This is a genomic window from Methylobacterium sp. J-001 (assembly GCF_022829565.1).
Lineage (GTDB): Bacteria > Pseudomonadota > Alphaproteobacteria > Rhizobiales > Beijerinckiaceae > Methylobacterium.
In genome coordinates, this window is sequence record NZ_JAKSYN010000089.1 from 15,811 (window position 1) to 31,770 (window position 15,960).

16 protein-coding genes are annotated in these 15,960 nt (G+C 70.3%); 4 read left to right on the plus strand and 12 right to left on the minus strand.

The genetic code is table 11. The annotated features are described in order from the left end of the window. Nucleotides 1–76 precede the first annotated feature (76 nt). The 3 genes from MKK65_RS09425 (at nt 77) to MKK65_RS09435 (ending at nt 2,957) form a co-directional block, all read left to right on the plus strand. Nucleotides 77–322: a ferredoxin gene (locus tag MKK65_RS09425; protein WP_243957251.1), complete on the plus strand. Its 246-nt coding sequence runs from the start codon at nt 77–79 to the stop codon at nt 320–322. Nucleotide 323: 1 nt separating this feature from the next. Beyond that, nucleotides 324–1,598: an NAD(P)/FAD-dependent oxidoreductase gene (locus MKK65_RS09430; RefSeq protein WP_243957253.1), complete on the plus strand. Its 1,275-nt coding sequence runs from the start codon at nt 324–326 to the stop codon at nt 1,596–1,598. Nucleotides 1,599–1,703: 105 nt separating this feature from the next. Further along, complete coding sequence (locus MKK65_RS09435) at nt 1,704–2,957, plus strand: cytochrome P450 (protein WP_243957255.1); 1,254 nt, start codon at nt 1,704–1,706, stop codon at nt 2,955–2,957. A gap of 61 nt (nt 2,958–3,018) precedes the next feature. Here MKK65_RS09435 and MKK65_RS09440 read toward each other — a convergent pair whose 3' ends face one another. The 5 genes from MKK65_RS09440 to bchO all read right to left on the minus strand — a co-directional run bounded on the left by MKK65_RS09440 (nt 3,019) and on the right by bchO (nt 8,562). Next, the gene (locus tag MKK65_RS09440) at nt 3,019–4,758 is read right to left on the minus strand and encodes a methyl-accepting chemotaxis protein (RefSeq protein WP_243957257.1); all 1,740 of its coding nucleotides are present in this window, start codon (nt 4,756–4,758) and stop codon (nt 3,019–3,021) included. A gap of 300 nt (nt 4,759–5,058) precedes the next feature. Continuing rightward, the gene (locus MKK65_RS09445) at nt 5,059–5,655 is read right to left on the minus strand and encodes a DUF1989 domain-containing protein (protein ID WP_058193829.1); all 597 of its coding nucleotides are present in this window, start codon (nt 5,653–5,655) and stop codon (nt 5,059–5,061) included. Between the two features lie 66 nt (nt 5,656–5,721). Further along, on the minus strand, nt 5,722–6,480 hold the full coding sequence (gntA, locus tag MKK65_RS09450; protein WP_243957259.1) for a guanitoxin biosynthesis heme-dependent pre-guanitoxin N-hydroxylase GntA: 759 nt from the start codon (nt 6,478–6,480) through the stop codon (nt 5,722–5,724). A gap of 292 nt (nt 6,481–6,772) precedes the next feature. After that, complete coding sequence (locus tag MKK65_RS09455; RefSeq protein ID WP_243957261.1) at nt 6,773–7,555, minus strand: gamma-glutamyl-gamma-aminobutyrate hydrolase family protein; 783 nt, start codon at nt 7,553–7,555, stop codon at nt 6,773–6,775. Nucleotides 7,556–7,656: 101 nt separating this feature from the next. Then, on the minus strand, nt 7,657–8,562 hold the full coding sequence (gene bchO / locus MKK65_RS09460) for an alpha/beta fold hydrolase BchO (RefSeq protein WP_243957263.1): 906 nt from the start codon (nt 8,560–8,562) through the stop codon (nt 7,657–7,659). A gap of 207 nt (nt 8,563–8,769) precedes the next feature. Between bchO and MKK65_RS09465 the strand changes: the two genes are divergently transcribed. Further along, nucleotides 8,770–8,916: a hypothetical protein gene (locus MKK65_RS09465; protein ID WP_201025803.1), complete on the plus strand. Its 147-nt coding sequence runs from the start codon at nt 8,770–8,772 to the stop codon at nt 8,914–8,916. A gap of 33 nt (nt 8,917–8,949) precedes the next feature. Here MKK65_RS09465 and MKK65_RS09470 read toward each other — a convergent pair whose 3' ends face one another. From MKK65_RS09470 to puhC, 7 genes are all read right to left on the minus strand, one after another. Continuing rightward, nucleotides 8,950–10,731 (minus strand): magnesium chelatase subunit D, encoded by a 1,782-nt coding sequence (locus MKK65_RS09470; protein WP_243957266.1) that lies wholly within the window; start codon nt 10,729–10,731, stop codon nt 8,950–8,952. A gap of 77 nt (nt 10,732–10,808) precedes the next feature. Continuing rightward, the gene (gene bchI / locus MKK65_RS09475) at nt 10,809–11,822 is read right to left on the minus strand and encodes a magnesium chelatase ATPase subunit I (RefSeq protein ID WP_243957269.1); all 1,014 of its coding nucleotides are present in this window, start codon (nt 11,820–11,822) and stop codon (nt 10,809–10,811) included. Between the two features lie 136 nt (nt 11,823–11,958). Next, nucleotides 11,959–13,176 carry a 5-aminolevulinate synthase gene (hemA, locus tag MKK65_RS09480; protein ID WP_243957270.1) on the minus strand — a complete coding sequence of 406 codons (1,218 nt, stop codon included), beginning with the start codon at nt 13,174–13,176 and terminating at the stop codon, nt 11,959–11,961. Between the two features lie 110 nt (nt 13,177–13,286). Continuing rightward, the gene (gene puhE, locus MKK65_RS09485; protein ID WP_243957271.1) at nt 13,287–14,081 is read right to left on the minus strand and encodes a putative photosynthetic complex assembly protein PuhE; all 795 of its coding nucleotides are present in this window, start codon (nt 14,079–14,081) and stop codon (nt 13,287–13,289) included. 1 nt (nt 14,082) lies between these two features. Continuing rightward, nucleotides 14,083–15,171, minus strand: a complete 1,089-nt coding sequence (gene acsF, locus MKK65_RS09490) for a magnesium-protoporphyrin IX monomethyl ester (oxidative) cyclase (protein ID WP_243957272.1) — start codon at nt 15,169–15,171, stop codon at nt 14,083–14,085. Beyond that, the gene (locus MKK65_RS09495; RefSeq protein WP_058193822.1) at nt 15,168–15,464 is read right to left on the minus strand and encodes a hypothetical protein; all 297 of its coding nucleotides are present in this window, start codon (nt 15,462–15,464) and stop codon (nt 15,168–15,170) included. The genes acsF and MKK65_RS09495 overlap by 4 nt, the downstream gene beginning before the upstream one ends. Beyond that, the gene (gene puhC, locus MKK65_RS09500; RefSeq protein WP_152997567.1) at nt 15,464–15,952 is read right to left on the minus strand and encodes a photosynthetic complex assembly protein PuhC; all 489 of its coding nucleotides are present in this window, start codon (nt 15,950–15,952) and stop codon (nt 15,464–15,466) included. Before puhC ends, MKK65_RS09495 begins: the two co-directional genes overlap by 1 nt. Nucleotides 15,953–15,960 lie beyond the last annotated feature (8 nt).

A 15,960-nucleotide genomic window follows, 5' to 3' on the forward strand; every position in this document is an offset into this window, starting at 1 on the left:
ATTGGTTCGAAGGCCCTGCGACGGCGGTTGCTGCACCCCTTGCGGAACCCGCCGCCTTCGCCGTGGTTGCACCGCCATGTCCGTCCCCGCCGATGCGTCCTCCAGCCCACCACCTGGCTTGCGGGTGAGCGTCGATCTGAACCTCTGCCAAGCCTATGCGCAGTGCTGCTATGCGGCGCCGCGGCATTTCCGGATCGAGGGGCACGAGGCCCTGATCTACGACCCGGCTCCGGGCGTGCAGGATCGTGCCGACATCGAGCGCGCGCGCATCGCCTGCCCGGTCCAGGCGATCCGGGTCGAGGATCCGGAGCGAGGCCCCTGAGATGATACCAAGTTCGGACCGTGCCGTGGTGGTCGGGGCTGGCCTCGCAGCGCTTCGTGGCGCCGAGGCCATGCGCGCGTGTGGGTTCTCCGGCTCTGTAACCATCGTCGGTGCCGAGCCCTACCGACCCTACGACCGCCCGCCCCTGTCGAAGCACGTCCTGACCGGCGAGATCCGGTCGGATGCCACCACCCTGCCGAGCAGCCTCGGCGCGGATGTGAACTGGCGGCTCGGCAGCCCGGCCGTGCGTCTCGACCGCGGCACCCGGACCCTCCACCTCGCGGACGGGGGGGCTCTGTCCTACGACCGCCTGCTGATCGCCACCGGCACCCGCGCCCGGCCCTGGCCGAACCCGCACGAAGGGCGGCTCGACGGTGTCTTCACCCTCCGCGGGCGGGACGACGCCGCCGCCCTGCGGGCCGCCCTGGCCGCCCGACCCCGACGGGTTCTGGTGATCGGCGGCGGCTTCATCGGCTGCGAGGTCGCCAGCTTGTGCCGACACCTCGGCCTGCGGGTGACCCTGGTCGAACCCGGTCCGACGCCGCTGGCGCGCGTGCTCGGCAGCACGGTCGGCGCGCTCATCGGCGCGATCCACGGCGGCCGGGGTGTCGATCTGCGCTGCGGCAGCGAGGTTGAGTGGCTGGAGGATGCAGGTGGTCGGTTCGTGCGCGCCCACCTGACCGACGGCACCCGCATCGACGCGGATGTCGCGGTGATTGCCCTCGGGGCCGTCCGCAACACCGAATGGCTCGACGGGGCGGGCCTGTCGGCCGATCCGGGTGGCGTCGATTGCGGTGCCGCGGGCTACGTCCTCGACGCCGACGGGCAACCCGATCCGCGGATCGCCGCGGCCGGTGACGTAGCGCGCTTCCCCCACCCCCTCTACGGCGGCCGGCGGGTGGCGCTGGAACATTGGAGCCAAGCGGTCGCGCAGGGGATCCATGCCGGGCGGCTGCTGGCCGGGGCGAAGCCCGAGGGTCCCTACGGGGCGCTGCCGACCTTCTGGTCGACGCAGGGCGACGTCGTGATCAAGTCCGCCGGGCTGACCGAGGGGGCGGACGCCCTGGCTTTCACCCAGGGCGAGCCCGCCTCGGGCCGCTTCATCGCCGTCTACGGCCGAGAGGGGCGTTGCATCGCGGCGGTATCGGTCGATTCGGCCCGCTGGCTGCCGGCCCATGCCGAGATGGTCGCCACGGGGGCGCCGTTCCCGCCGCGCGGTGCCGCGGCCGACCGGCCCGCGAAGGGAATCGCGATCCACGCCCCGGGCTTCACCTGACGGCTTGGCGCCCCGGCCTGGATCCGGGATGCTGCGCCGGGGTTTTGATTGGAAGCGCTCCGAGAACCGGCTCCCCGTCCGGACGATGCGCAGCACGGACACCGCATGCCTGACGCCACCCTCCTCAATCAGGTCAAGGATTTCGCCAACCGCGCGAATCCCTACCCTGTCTATGCGAAGCTGCGCGAGAATCCGGTCTCGCGCCAAGACGATGGGACCGAGTCCGGAACCTGGGTGGCCTCCACCCACGCCACCATCGCGAGCCTGCTTCAGGATCCGCGAGTCAGCTCCGAGACCCTGCCCCCGGCAGACCGGCCGCGCACCGGCAATCCCCTCACCGACCTGCTCGTCAAGCCGCTCAAGGACTGGATGATGAACCGGCACCGGGTCTTCATCTTCCGCGATCCGCCCGACCACGATGTCCTGCGGGCCTCCGTGATGCATCAGTTCTCGCGCGCGCGCATCCAGGCGATGCGGACCCGCTCCGAACGGCTGGTGGCCGACCTGCTCGACGAGAAATGCGCCGCCCGGGAGATCGACGCGGTCGACGACCTCGCCTACCCGTTGCCCGTGACGGTGATCTGCGAGCTGTTCGGCGTGCCCCGGGAGGACGAGCCGAAATTCCATGGCTGGGCGACGCAACTTGCCACGGCCCTGGAGCCCGACAGCCTGTCCGACCGCAAGATCCGCGACGAGAACAGCCGGACCTTCGACGCGATCGGCGGCTACATGGCCGACCTGATCAAGGAGAAGCGCAAGCACCCGCAGGACGACATGCTCTCGGGCCTCGCCAACGAGGCGACGCTGGAGGGCGTGAAGATGGGCGATTATGACCTGATCGCCACCTCGATCCTGATGCTGGTGGCCGGCCACGAGACCACCGTGAACCTGATCACCAACGGGCTGCTGACGCTGCTGCGCCACCCCGACGAGCTGGAGCGCCTGCGCCAGGATCCCGAACGCGCGCCCCGGCTGATCGAGGAGCTTCTGCGCTATGAGCCGCCGGTGCAGTTCCGGACCCGCAAGACGCTGTCTTCCATCGACATCGCCGGCGTGACGATCCCCGAGGGCGCCGACCTCGTCCTGTTGCTCGCCTCCGGCAACCGCGATGGCACCGTGTTCCCGGATCCCGACCGCTTCGATCCCGACCGCGCCGGCATCCGGCATCTCGGTTTCGGCGGCAGCCTGCATTACTGCGTCGGCGCCCCGCTGGCCCGCTTCGAGGCCGAGGCGGCGCTCACGGCGCTTGCCAAGCGGCTCAAAGCCCCCCGGCTGGTCGAAGACCCGCCGCCCTACCGATCGGGCGCCGCCCTGCGCGGGCCCGAGCACCTGCGGGTGGCGATCGACGGGATCGTTTGACGTGTCGAGGACGGGACCCGAGCGACGCTGAACGTCGTGGACGTTCCGTCCCCCCGCTGCCTCAGGCCGCTTTGACCGCCGCCAGGAACGTGGTCACTTCCTGGCCGAGCCCCGAGGCGTAGCGCGCCAGATCCTGGGCCGCGCTCAGCACCTGACCGGCGGCCGCGCCGGTTTCTCCGGCGGCATGAAGCACCTCGGCGATATCCGCGCTGACGGCCTGCGTGCCCTGCGCGGCCTGGGAGACGTTCCGGACGATCTCGCTCGTCGCCGCGCCCTGCTCCTCCATGGCCGCGGCCACGCTCAGGGCCACCGTGCGCATCGTGTCGATCGTGCCGCCGATCGTCTGGATGGACTCCACGGCGTGCCGGGTCTCGCTCTGGATCGCGGCGATCTGGCCGGCGATCGTGTCGGTGGCCTTGGCGGTCTGGGCGGCCAGGGCCTTCACTTCCCCGGCGACCACGGCGAACCCCCGGCCGGCCTCACCGGCGCGGGCGGCCTCGATGGTGGCGTTCAGCGCCAGCAGGTTGGTCTGCCCGGCGATGCCGGCGATCAGGCCCATCACCTCGCTGATCTGGTCCGTGCCCCGGGAGAGAACCTGCATCAGCGCGTTCGTGCGGGCCGCGTCCACGCTCGCCTGGTCGGCCATCGTCGAGGATTGGGCGACACGGGACGCGATCTCCTGGATCGAGGCGGACATCTCCTCGCTGGCGGCGGCCACGGTCTGGACGTTGCTCGATGTCTGCTCGGAGGCGGCGGCGACCCGCCCGGACTGGTCCGTGGTCCGCGCGGCGGTGCGCGTCATCTCCCGGGCGGTGGCTTCCATCTCCACGGCGGCCGAGGACAGGCTCTGCGTCAGCGCGCCGACATGCGCGTCGAACCGGGTGGTCAGTGCATCGAGGGCCTGGGCCCGGCGCATCTTGGCGGCGTTCTCGACGGCGGCGGCCGCCTCGGCCTCCCGCTTGGCGACCAGCGCCTCCTTGAACACCTGCACCGCCCGCGCCATCGCGCCGACCTCGTCGCCGCGCTGCTGATCCGCCACCGGCGCCGCGAGGTCGCCGCCGGCGAGCGCCCGCATCGCCGCGGTCAGGCGGACGATCGGCCGTGACAGGCCGTTGCCGATGAGCAGGAGCAGGGCCAGCACCGGGAGCACGAGGCCCGCGGACCAGAGGGCGTTGGTGATGGCGCGATGGCGTACGGCCGTGTGGACGTCGTCCCGGTAGAGGCCGGCCGCCAGGATCCAGCCCCAGGGTTTGAAGAGTTGCACGCTCGCGACCTTCTCGACCGGCTCGGTCCCGCCCGCGCGTGGCTTCATGTAATCGACGAAGCCGGAGCCGTCGCGCTTGGCCAGCTCGACCATCTCGGCGAAGTAGCGCTTTCCGCCCGGCATGTCGGTCTGATCCAGAACCACCTTGCCGACATTCTTGGTGTTGAACGCGTTGGCGATCAGCCGTCCCTCCGTGTCGAGGACGAAGAAGTAATCGGCCTTGCCGAAGCGCAGCGCGCTGACGGCTTCGAGGGCGGCCTTCTGGGCCTGATCGAGGGGCATCCGGCCGGCGGAGGCCAGCGCCGCGTAATGGCCGAGCAGGCTCTGCGCGACGTCGCCGAGATTCGTGGTCATCAGCGCGCGATCTTCGAGCGCCGAGGAGCGGGTTTCGACGTAGTTCAGGCCGCTGAGGACGCCGACGGCCGCGAGCACCAGCGCCATCACGGCCGCCAGCTTGTGGCGCAGCCTGATGTTCGCGAGACGCCACCGAGACGCAGGGTTGCCCTCAGGCGAGCGATTGGTCTGCGAGCGTGTCATCGGGGCACCGGGAACGGGACGGCCGAAGGCCGTCGGGAGCTCTCAGCACCGGAGGCGCCGCCATACGCAGCGAATCGTACCCCCAGCGCTGTTCCGCGGCGAAGGTTAGACACAAGATTGGTAAACACAAACTACACGCCGTTCGGCAGCGACCGAATTTCGCCGTGAACCGGCCTGTATGGATCTTCCGATGTCTATTCGACAGTCGGTTCCTTTAGAAGCAATGTCGTTTCAAGATTTCGTAGCGAAGAGCACAAAAACGGTTCTGTATCGCCGGGGCCGCCGGCGATGTTCCACGCGCTAGCCGTCGATTTGATAGTGGATCGGTTTGAAGCTACCGTTGTTCGATTGCAGCGCCGAGCAGGCGGTCAGACCGATGATCAGGTCGGTCTCGGCGGTGAACACGATCCGGTCGCCGGCCCGGCTCAACGGCGGCGCGACGGTGAGCGCTCCGGTGGTGCCGTCGATCGGCACGTTCATGAAGCAGTTGAACGCAACCGGGATCGCATCCGGCGCGATGCCGTAGGGCGCGAGGGCCGCCGCCAGATTGCCGAAGCAGCCGCGATGCGGGTCCGTGTCGCCGTAGATGATCCGGAACGTGTCGGCCGAGCACGGCGTCAGAAGGAAATCGTGGCGTCCGACCGTGTCCTCGACGATGCGCAGCAATACGTTGGAGCGGTTGGAATAGAGCGGATCGCCGGTGGTCAGGTAGATCCGGCTGGCATAATCGAGGGTCCGCCCCGACGAGATCACCTCGCCGGTGTCGTGGCGGTTGTAGGCGACGAGGTCGGCCACCTGCTCCCCGCGCGGGTCGATCACCGTGAGCCGCTGTCCCCGGTCGAGGGTGAAGGCGACGCCTGAGCGCGGCTCGATCTGCTGCACGTCCGCCCGATCCATGATGTCTCCGCTTCCGCTTCAATCCGGCCGGAAACGCGGCAAAGGCCGCCGCGATCCAGCGACGTCTCAGGCGCCGTTCATCGGGAAGATGGGATCGAGCGGCGAAGCCAGGGGATGCCAGTCGTCGGTGGTTGTCGTCGCCGGAGCCGCAGGCCGGCCCTGCATCGGGCAGCGCCACTCGTCGCCGACCACCCGGCCGCTGTACTGGCGGGCCTCGGAGATCTCGCCGTGGCGTGCCAGCATCGGGTTGAGGCTGCCGGCCAGGGCCTCGTCGCGCTCCAGGATCGAGGCGCGCAGCTTCTCGTAGCGACCCTCGGCCCGCAGCCGCTCGAACTGGGCGTGCAGGTTGAACACCAGCACCGGCGAGGAGAATTGCCGGGCCGGCCGGCTCGCATGCGGGTGCAGCCCGACCACGAAGAACGCCTCGCCGCCGAAGCTCAGCGAAAAGTGCGGGTTCTCGGGGTCGTCCGCGACGCGCGCGTCGTGTGGCTGGCCGAGCCAGGCATCCTTGTCGGTAAGCGATTGCGCCCGTGCCCAGAGGTTCTGCTCGAACGCCTCCTCCGAGAGGTCGCCCGGTCCCTCGAACACCACCGCGAAGCTCTGGAACAGATCGGGCGCCTCCCGGTAGCGCGCCACGAAGGCGAGCAGTGCCGGGTAGATGCGCATGTCGTCCCAGCCCGAGGTGAGGTCCCGGGCCACCACGATCTTCATGCGCCCGCGCGACAGGGCCGACTTGGCACCGACGCAGGGAAACGGGGGATTCCGGATGAAGTCGCGAAAGGCCTGGGCGCGGGGATGCTCTTGGTCGTCGCGAGGAAACTGCATGCGGTCCGTGGCTCAAAATCTGCGCAGGTGTGCCCTGGGTGAGGCAACCGCTGTTCGGGACTCGGGCAACCCCGGTTTGAGGTCGCTGTTCCCACCTGCGACAGGTCGTCCGGGGAGAAGGTGAATCTTTCGCCGGTGCAGACAGAATCGGCGGGGTGTTCGAAAGACATGCTGCAATGTTCGGCGCCCGTCCAAACATAGATTAAGGTGGGTAAGACTCGGTCTGCGACCACGCGAATGCTGCGGGGACGACGCCGTAACTTCGCTGGGCACACTGTCGGCCTGACTCAGCTCAACGCCGGCTGCCCGCCTCGGCCCGCTGCCGCGTCGCCGCGGCCCCGAACGCCTCGAACAGCGCCCGGTTGATCGGGTTCGTCGTGGCGTCGTGTTCCGGGTGCCACTGCACGCCCAGGGCGAAGCCCGCCGCGTCCCGGATACGGATCGCCTCGATCGTGTCGTCCTCTGCGACACCTTCAACGATGACGCGGGCGCCCAACTCCTGGATGCCCTGGCCATGCAGGGAATTCACCCGGATCGTCTCGCGCCCGAGCAGCCGCGCGAAGGCGCCGCCCGGGGTCAGGCGCACGTCGTGGCGGTCGGCGAACACGACCTCCAGATCCGGATGGATCTCGCCATTCTCGAGCCGTGGCATCCGGTGGTTGAGGCGGCCGGGCAGGTTGCGGATCTCCGGGTGCAGGCTGCCGCCGAAGGCGACATTCATCTCCTGGAAGCCGCGGCAAATGCCGAACAGCGGCACGCCGCGGGCGATGCAGGCCTCGATCAGCGGAAGCGCCATCGCGTCGCGGGCCTCGTCGTAGGGTTCGTGCGCCGGGTCGGCCTCGGTCCGGAATCGGGCCGGATGGACGTTGGCCCGCCCGCCGGTGAGAAGGATGCCGTCCACCGTGTCGAGGAGGTCGCCGAGATCGGTGATCCCGGGGCAGCCGGCGAACACCAGCGGCAGGGCTCCGGCCACTTCCGCCAGCGCGCGGAGGTTGTTCTTGCCGACGATCTGGGCCGTGAACCGGTTGTCGAGCAGGCGGGCGTTTCCGATGACGCCGATCACGGGTCTCGCCATCGTCCCGCCCACTCCTTGTCCCGGCTGCGCCGCAGGCCCTGCACCTTGCGGTTGGCTCTACGACCCAGGCAAGGCCGGCGCCAGTCCCGCCGGCCGCCGGGTCAAGCGCCGAGGATGCCGAGACTCCGCGCCTCTTCGAGGAGCACCTCGGCGACACGCTCGGGCGCCTCCTCGTGGGCGAGATGGCCCAGCCCCCGGATCAGGGCGACGCGGGCGTCGGGCAGGCGGTCGCGCAGGGTGAAGGCGGTATCCGGCAGGATCGCCCGGTCGTCGCCGCCGACGATCAGCAGAGTCCGGGTCGTCAGCTCCGGCAACGCCCGGTGCAGCCCGGCGAGGTCCCAGTTGGCCATCATGCCGAGCGCCCCGCGGACATGGCCCGCCCGGGCGAACAGCCGCCGATAGAGATCGACGCCCTGCGGATCGAGGCGCGAGCCGGTGCCCTCGATCAGTCTTTTGGCTGCCGACCGATCCGCCGTCCAGGCGAAGATTTTTGGGGTGAACGGGTTGAGGAACAGCAGCCGGGCCATGCCGGGGAAGAGGAGGCTCGCCGCCCCGGGCAACGGTGCCAGCGCGCCGTTGAAGGCTGCCAGCAGCCGCGGGGCGATCGCGCCGTCCAGGCACATCCGCGCCAGCACCGCCGCCCCGGCCGAGTGACCGGCCACCACGACCGGCGGGCGCCCGAGCGCCGCGACGAGTCCCGCCACCGCCCGGGCCATGCCGGGCAGCGACAGGTCGGAATCCGGCAGGGGATCGGTGAAGCCGTGGCCCGGCAGGTCAGGGGCGATCACGTAAAAGTCTTGGGCCAGGAGCGGCGCCAGGCCGCGCCAGGAATGGGTGGCGGCGCCGGTCCCGTGGAGCAACAGCAGCACCGGCGCTTCGGGACGGCCGAACTCCTGGACATGCCAGCGCAGGCCCGCCGCCTCCACGAAGCGGCTCGCCGCCCGGTGCGGCCAATCCCGGCCCTCGACTGCCCAGTCGGGCCGATCCGTTTCCTTGACGCTTAGCACCGGCCTGTATCCTGCGGTGCACCAAACTGGCGCGCGACGTGGATCTCTGCGCTATCATGCCGGGTTGGAAGTATTTCGTAAGACATTGCAATTGCATGCGGAAATCGCATGCCACTGCTGCCGGAAACCAGATTGCTGCAACGCAGCAAGGGGCGCATCACGGTGGCGCTCCCAGACACCGCGCACCTCCCACCAACGGAACCGGCCATGATCGTCTTCACCTCCTCGACCCATCACTTCGACAGCGCGACTTCCGGCCGCTGGAGCTTCCGCGGCCTGTTCCGCGAGATGCTGAACGCCTGGATGTCCCACAACCAGCGCGTCGCCGATCTCGGCGCCGGCCATCCCCTTTAATCCTCGACCCACCCGGTCAGGCCGTAGCCCCGCTCAGAGCGCGGCCCGCACCGCCGCGCTGAGCAGACCTGCATCGGCCCGCGGCAGCACCAGGTAGCGGGCGGCCATCGCGTCTGCGACCGAGCGTGCGCCTTCGCCGCGTGCGCCGGTATCGATCACCAAAGCCGGCACGCCGGCCGTGCGGAGTGTGCGAGCCGCCTGCAGAGCCTCCTGCCCGGCCCGGACGCGGCCGCCCTCTCCGGACCGCGCGACATTGGCGCGTCCATCCGTCAGCAGCACGATCACGGGCCGGCTCCCGCCCCGGCGTACGCCGAGCGCGACAGTCAGCGCCGCGTCGATCCCCGCCGCCAGTGGCGTACCGCCCCCGCCCGGCAGGCCCGACAGGCCGCGCTTGGCCCGGGTGAGCGAGCGGGTCGGCGGCAGGACCAGCTCCGCACCTGCGCCGCGGAACGCCACCAAAGCCACCCGATCGCGCCGGACATAGGCTTCCGCCAGGAGCAGCTCGACCGCGCCCTTGGCCTCGGCCAGACGTTCCAGCGCGGCCGAGCCGGAGGCATCGACGCAGAACACCGTGGTGGTCTCGGTCCGCTGCCGCAGGATCCGAATCCGCAGATCGTCCCGCCGGACCACGATCGGTCGGGTTTCGCCCTCTGCACGCCGGAGGGCCTGCCACGGGGCCGCCGCCCGCAGGGTCGCGAGAAGGTCGAGGCGCCCCCGCCGCGGGTCGCCCCGCCGGCTGCCGATCGGACGCCCGGTGCGCGCCGCCGCCGGCTGGCCGACCCGCCCGGCCTTCGCGGTCGACAGGCGTACGCCCCCCGCCAGCAGCTGATCCAGAAGGTTTGCCGGGATCGCCGCGCGCACCGCCTCCAGAACGCGATCCTCGGCCGGATCGGCCGGGGCCGGATCCGTCGCCTGATCCGTCGGGCCGTCTTCCTCGGACGGCGGGGGCGGCACCTCGGCTTCCTCCGGGGGCGCCTCCTCCGGTGCAGGCAGCCGCGTCGCGCGCGGGGCCAGGACCAGGCGGGCCGCCGCCGTGATCGCGTCCGTGCCGATCGGCCCGTCCGCTGCGAGCGCCCGCGCCACCCGGGCCGCCAGGATCGGCCCGCGCAGGGAGGCGATGCCGAGCGCCTCCGCCAGCCGGCACAGCGTGCCGAGCGGATCGGCCTCCGGGGTGCCGACCTCCGTGTTCACGGCGGCGACGGCAGGTGCGTCGCAATGCGCGATCCCGACGCCGCTCAGGTCGATCCGGAACGCCACGCGATCGGCCAGGGCCTCGGCGACGGTCTCGTCCCCCTCGCCCTCGTCGAGGAGCACGAGGCCGAAGCGCGCCCGGCGCTCCGATGCCGTGCCGGTGTCGAGGGCACCCGCCAGGCGGGCTGCGATGCCGGGGGGCAGACGCTCGGCCATGGGCACGACGATCAGCCCGCCATCGGTCTCGGCGAGCAATCCCGCCCGTGCCACCGACCGGCCCGCCGCCAGAGTGGCGGCGAGGTCGAGACCGCCGAGCAGGCTGTCGTCGCCGATGCCGGGCGGCAGCCGCCGCCAGGGTGTCCCCGGCGGAAGCGCCGCCCGCAGGCCGTCGAGCCAGCGCTCCCGCACCTGTCCGGGCCCCGCCCGCACCACCGCGCCGCCGAAGCCATGCGGGTCGGTGGCGAGGAGGTGGGCGGCGAGCAGGGCGTCGGGCCAGATTCTTTGCGGCGCGTCCGCCTTCCCTCCCCCCTCTGCGGGGGAGGATGGCCCTCGCGTCAGCGAGGGTCGGAAGAGGGGCTGCGCCACGGCAGCGGGGTTCGCACCCGACGCGCCTCGTCCGGACATGGCGCTCCCCTCTCCCCCTCTGCTTCGCAGGTTCCCCTCCCCGGCAGAGGGGGGAGGGAAAACCCGCTCCGGCCCCGTCACGAAAACACGTCCGCCAGCGCCCGCTCGACCCGGGCGGTCGAGCCGGATTCATCGAGGGGGTTGCGGCGCAGGCGGTGGCGCAGGGCAGCCGGGGCGACCCGGCGGATATGGTCGTCGGTGACGGCCTCGGCGCCGTCGAGGGCTGCCAGCGCCCGGGCGGTGCGCATCAGGGTCAGCTCACCGCGCAGGCCGTCGGTGCCGAGCGCCAGGCAGAGCTGCGCCGCGCGCTCCAGGGCCGAATCCGGCACCGCCAGCTGCGGCAGGCGCTCCCGGGCCAGCAGGATCTTTTTTCGGATCACTGTCTCGTCGCCAGCGCGAGCGGTGCAGAACCCTTCGGGATCGCGCTCGTAGGCGTCCCGGGCGCGCACCACCGCGATGCGGGTGGCGATGTCCTGCGGGGTGACGACCTCGCAGGCCAGCCCGAACCGGTCGAGGAGTTGCGGGCGCAACTCGCCCTCTTCCGGGTTGCCGGAGCCCACCAGGACGAATTTTGCGGGGTGCCGCAAGCTGAGCCCCTCACGCTCGACAGTGTTCACCCCGGAGGCGGCGACATCGAGCAGGAGATCGACCAGGTGGTCTTCCAGCAGGTTCACCTCGTCGATGTACAGGAAGCCGCGATTGGCCCGGGCCAGCAGCCCCGGCTCGAACGCCTTCACGCCGGCGCCGAGCGCCCGCTCCAGATCGAGGGTGCCGACCACCCGGTCCTCGGTGGCGCCGAGCGGCAGATCCACCACCGGCACCGGTTTTTTTTGACTTTTCCGCGGGCCTGGCGTGCTCGCGCAGTGCGGGCAGGATTCGGCCGGGCTGTCGGGATCGCAATTGTACGGGCAGCCGACCACCGCGCGCATCGGCGGCAGCAGGGCGGCGAGCGCCCGGATCGCCGTGGATTTCCCGGTGCCGCGGTCGCCGAACACCAGCACGCCGCCGATGGACGGGTCCACGGCGGCGATCAGCAGCGCCTGGCGCATCTCGTCCTGCGCGACGATGGCCGAGAAGGGGAAGGTTGGCACGTGGCTCTGGCTCTCGCACCTCTCCTCCCCCTTGCGGGGAGGAGCCGGAGGTGGGGGTGGTGCAGGATGGACCAGCGGTGCCGTTTGCACCACCCCGACCCCGACCCTTCCCCACAAGGGGGGAGGGAAGAGCGCCCTACTCCGCCGCCTTCTGCCGGAGCCCGATCCGCGCCCAGATCGTGGAGAGCGCTCCGACCAGATGCGCGATGTCCTTGTCCGTGTGCAGCGGCGAGGGGGTGATCCGCAGGCGCTCAGTGCCGCGGGCGACCGTCGGATAGTTGATCGGCTGCACGTAGATGCCGAACTCGTCGAGCAGGGTGTCAGAGATCGCTTTGCACAGCACCGGGTCGCAGACCATCACCGGCACGATGTGGCTGTCGTTGGGCAGGACCGGGATGTCGGCGGCCTCCAGGGCGGTCCGGACCTTGGCGCAGCGCTCCTGATGGCGCGCCCGCTCGGTGGCGCTGGCCTTGAGATGGCGGATCGAGGCCGCCGCGCCGGCCGCGACCGCGGGGGGCAGCGAGGTGGTGAAGATGAAGCCGGAGGCGAAGCTGCGCACGAAGTCGCAGAGCTTTTCCGAGGCTGTGATGTAGCCGCCGTGCACGCCGAACGCCTTGCCCAGCGTCCCCTCGATCACGTCGAGGCGGTGGGCGACGCCGTCACGCTCCGAGATGCCGCCGCCGCGGGCGCCGTAGAGGCCGACCGCGTGGACCTCGTCGAGATAGGTGAGCGCCCCGTGGGCCTCGGCCACGTCGCAGATCTCGCCGATCGGGGCGATGTCGCCGTCCATGGAATAGACCGACTCGAAGGCGACCAGCTTCGGCCGGGCCGGATCCACCAGGGCGAGCTTCCGGTTCAGATCCTCCGGATCGTTGTGGCGGAAGATGTGGCGCTCGGCGCGGGAGAACCGGATGCCCTCGATCATCGAGGCGTGGTTCTCGGAATCGGAGAAGACCGCGCAGTTCGGCAGGCGCGAGGCCAGGGTGCCGAGCGCCGCCCAGTTCGACACGTAGCCGGAGGTGAACAGCAGCGCCGCTTCCTTGCGGTGGAGGTCGGCGAGCTCCTGCTCCAGCAGCACGTGGTAGTGGTTGGTGCCGGAGATGTTGCGGGTGCCGCCGGCCCCGGCGCCGCAGCGGTCGATGGCCTCGTGCATCGCACCCGTCACCGCGGGGTGCTGGCCCATGCCGAGATAATCGTTGGAGCACCAGACCGTGACCGGGCGCGTGCCGGACGGATGGTGATGCGTGGCGTGCGGGAAGTTGCCGGAATGGCGCTCCAGATCGGTGAAGACCCGATAGCGTCCCTCGCGGTGGAGACCGGCGATCTCGGCTCCGAAGAAGGTCTCGTAGTCCATGTCGCCTCTCCCCGATTGGTTCGCGGGTTGCTCCCGCCTGTGAGGTCGGATTTCGCACGAAACCAATTCCAAATTGGTGCGCACGCGAAATCCCGTTGTGATGGTCGGACCTACCCGTTGTCCCCCGGCCGCGCCGCGCCGTCCGGATTGCGCGCCGGCAGGCTCCACCGCCACAGCTCGGCCGAGGGCAGCGGCAGCATCAGGAACCAATGCTCCAGGGTCGCCAATGCCATCAGCGTCGCCAGGATTGTGAAGCCGATCAGCTCATGCGCCAGCAGGTCCGGGCCGAGGGCCGCACGCCCGAGCAGGCCCGCCGCGATGGTCCCGAGGCTCACCGAAACCGGGAACAGCAGGTTCATCGGCTTGCGCGACAGATAGCAGGCCAGATAGCCCAGATGCTCGGGCAGGAACTCGGCGTGCAGGTTGCGCACCCCGAGGAACAGGTTGAGCCGGGCCGACAGGTTCATCACCACCAGGGCGCCGTAGGTCCACAGGGCGATCGTGTTCGCCCCGCCCCAGACCAGCGCCAGGATCGCCAGACCGCCGATCACGATGGCGAATTCGTGCCACAGGCTGGTGGCGAGCGCCGCCAGGAACCGGTCCAGCCCGCGCAGGCCCGGCGCGCAGGCGGCCGGCTTCGGGCCCGACAGGAAGCCCATATAGTAGCTCATCTCCTGCCAGCCCCAGACCACCAGGGCCGCCGTGAAGGCGGTGTAGGCCCCGGCGGCGCTGGTGTCCTGGGCGCTGGTGCGGATCGCCACCAGGGCGCCGGCCAGCAGCAGGGTCGCACCGGCCATGCTCCACGGATGCGTGCGCCGCGGGGCGTGGTCGAGCAGCAGGATCAGCCCGGTGGAGAACCACCAGAGCACCAGGGCATAGACGATAGGGGCGGCGTAGGTCGCCATCCTACCAGACCGGCTGGAGGCGGATATCGGCCGGCAGAGCGTTCGCTTTCACCGGCAGGAGGTAGAGCCGGACGAAGGTGGCGGCCGCGCGCAGCACCTGGATGCCGTGCTTGAGCTTGCCCAGGACGCCGCCCTGGGCCCGGGCCTCGGCGATCGCCCGGGAGCAGGCGAGCAGCGTCTCCAGCCCGGCGTGGAACTTCGGGTTGTCGAGATCGAGCTCCAGCGGGAAGGTCTGCCGCGAGATTTCGGAGGTGATGCGGAACACCGTGTAATCGTAGTCGGTGGGATCGACCCCGAGCGCGGCGTGGAAGGCCGGCCGGTGATGGTCCCGCACATACATTGTGGCGAACACCGCCAGCAGGAAGAACCGGATCCAGTAGCGATTGACGCCGCTGGTCAGCTTCGGGTTGGCCCGCATGAGCAGCGCGAAGGCTTCGCCGTGGCGGAACTCGTCGTTGCACCACAGCTCGAACCACTTGAAGATCGGGTGGATGCGCCGCTCCGGGTGCTTCTCCAGCTCGCGGAAGATGGTGATGTAGCGGGCGTAGCCGATCTTCTCCGACAGATACGTCGCGTAGAAGATGAATTTCGGCCGGAAGAACGTGTACTTCTTGGACTTGGTCAGGAAGCCCAGGTCCACGCCGATGCCGAAATCCTTGAGCGTGTCGTTGATGAACCCGGCGTGGCGCGCCTCGTCACGGCTCATGAAGCCGAATAATTCTTTGATATCCTTGTTCTTGGCGCGTTTTCTCATCTCGGCGTAGAGCACGCAGCCGGAGAACTCGGCGGTGATCGACGAGACCAGGAAATCTAAAAACTCCTTCCGCAGCTCGGGCTCCATCTGCGACAGGTCGCAGTCGAAATCGGCGTTGCGGGTGAAGTGGCGCTTGTTCGGGTCGGCGCGCAGCTCGGCGATGAGCAGGTCCCAGTCCCGGCGCACCGGCTCGACATCGGTGCGGTCGAGCTCGTCGAAGTCGGTGGTGTAGAAGCGCGGGCTCAGGAAGGTCGTCTCCTGGGCGGCCTTGGTCGATTCGTTGACCGGAGTTTTCGGGACCGGCTGGCCGGAGAGCGGCGGGACGGGAGCGTTCACAGCTTCCTCCTCTCGGAAAAACTGACTTCGTAGAGCTCGGTCAGCTCGAGATGGGCGACGAGCTTGGTCCAGGCCCGCTCGAGCGGGCCGGCCCGGGTGACGGTGGCGGTACGGTGCACGGTGAGCCGCTCGCCGTAGGGTACGGAGGTCGGGGCGTCGTGGACCTGGACCTCGTCGCCGGGCTCGATCTCGAAGCCGGAATCGAGGGTGACGTGCGCGTGCAGGCTCTCGGGCGTCTGCTCGATCTCGATCGTGCAGGGCACGGTGACGGTGCGGCTTCCGAACAGGCCCATCAGCGCGTCTCCGTGCTGGCGGCGGCGAGCAGCCGGGCGAAAGCCCCGGCATTGGTCGGGCCGAACGCCTCCAGGGGCACCCGGCGGCCGGTCGCATCGTCGGCGAGGGAGAGGCGACCGTCGTCGTAGCGGGTCAGGCTGAACGGCTGTTCCTGGCCGAGGCCGTCGCGCTGGCGGGCCTGGGCCAAGCCCCGCAATGTCCCGCGCAGAAAGCCGTCCTCGCCGGGGCGGATCCAGGCGACGATCTGCCGGTCGGCGGCGTTGCGCAGGGCGATCGAGCCGTCGACCTGATCCTCGGCGCGGAATTCGAGCCGCGTGACCGGCTTGGCCGGCGGCAGGGCGATCATGCCGATACCCTCGCTGCGCCCGACCAGGACGGCCAGCATGGTGAAGCCCATCAGCGCACCGGCGCCGATCATCAGCAGGGCCGGTGCCGGTCCGGCAGCCGATCCTTTGGCTTGGCCGATGCTCTCCGCCCGCTCGCCCATCGCGCCTC

Bases quoted from the DNA above. Each gene is read 5' to 3' on its own strand.
- MKK65_RS09425 (WP_243957251.1), top strand. From the start codon at position 77: ATGTCCGTCCCCGCCGATGCGTCCTCCAGCCCACCACCTGGCTTGCGG.
- MKK65_RS09430 (WP_243957253.1), top strand. From the start codon at position 324: ATGATACCAAGTTCGGACCGTGCCGTGGTGGTCGGGGCTGGCCTCGCA.
- MKK65_RS09435 (WP_243957255.1), top strand. From the start codon at position 1,704: ATGCCTGACGCCACCCTCCTCAATCAGGTCAAGGATTTCGCCAACCGC.
- MKK65_RS09440 (WP_243957257.1), bottom strand. From the start codon at position 4,758: ATGACACGCTCGCAGACCAATCGCTCGCCTGAGGGCAACCCTGCGTCT.
- MKK65_RS09445 (WP_058193829.1), bottom strand. From the start codon at position 5,655: ATGGATCGGGCGGACGTGCAGCAGATCGAGCCGCGCTCAGGCGTCGCC.
- gntA (WP_243957259.1), bottom strand. From the start codon at position 6,480: ATGCAGTTTCCTCGCGACGACCAAGAGCATCCCCGCGCCCAGGCCTTT.
- MKK65_RS09455 (WP_243957261.1), bottom strand. From the start codon at position 7,555: ATGGCGAGACCCGTGATCGGCGTCATCGGAAACGCCCGCCTGCTCGAC.
- MKK65_RS09465 (WP_201025803.1), top strand. From the start codon at position 8,770: ATGATCGTCTTCACCTCCTCGACCCATCACTTCGACAGCGCGACTTCC.
- MKK65_RS09470 (WP_243957266.1), bottom strand. From the start codon at position 10,731: ATGTCCGGACGAGGCGCGTCGGGTGCGAACCCCGCTGCCGTGGCGCAG.
- hemA (WP_243957270.1), bottom strand. From the start codon at position 13,176: ATGGACTACGAGACCTTCTTCGGAGCCGAGATCGCCGGTCTCCACCGC.
- puhE (WP_243957271.1), bottom strand. From the start codon at position 14,081: ATGGCGACCTACGCCGCCCCTATCGTCTATGCCCTGGTGCTCTGGTGG.
- MKK65_RS09495 (WP_058193822.1), bottom strand. From the start codon at position 15,464: ATGGGCCTGTTCGGAAGCCGCACCGTCACCGTGCCCTGCACGATCGAG.
- puhC (WP_152997567.1), bottom strand. From the start codon at position 15,952: ATGGGCGAGCGGGCGGAGAGCATCGGCCAAGCCAAAGGATCGGCTGCC.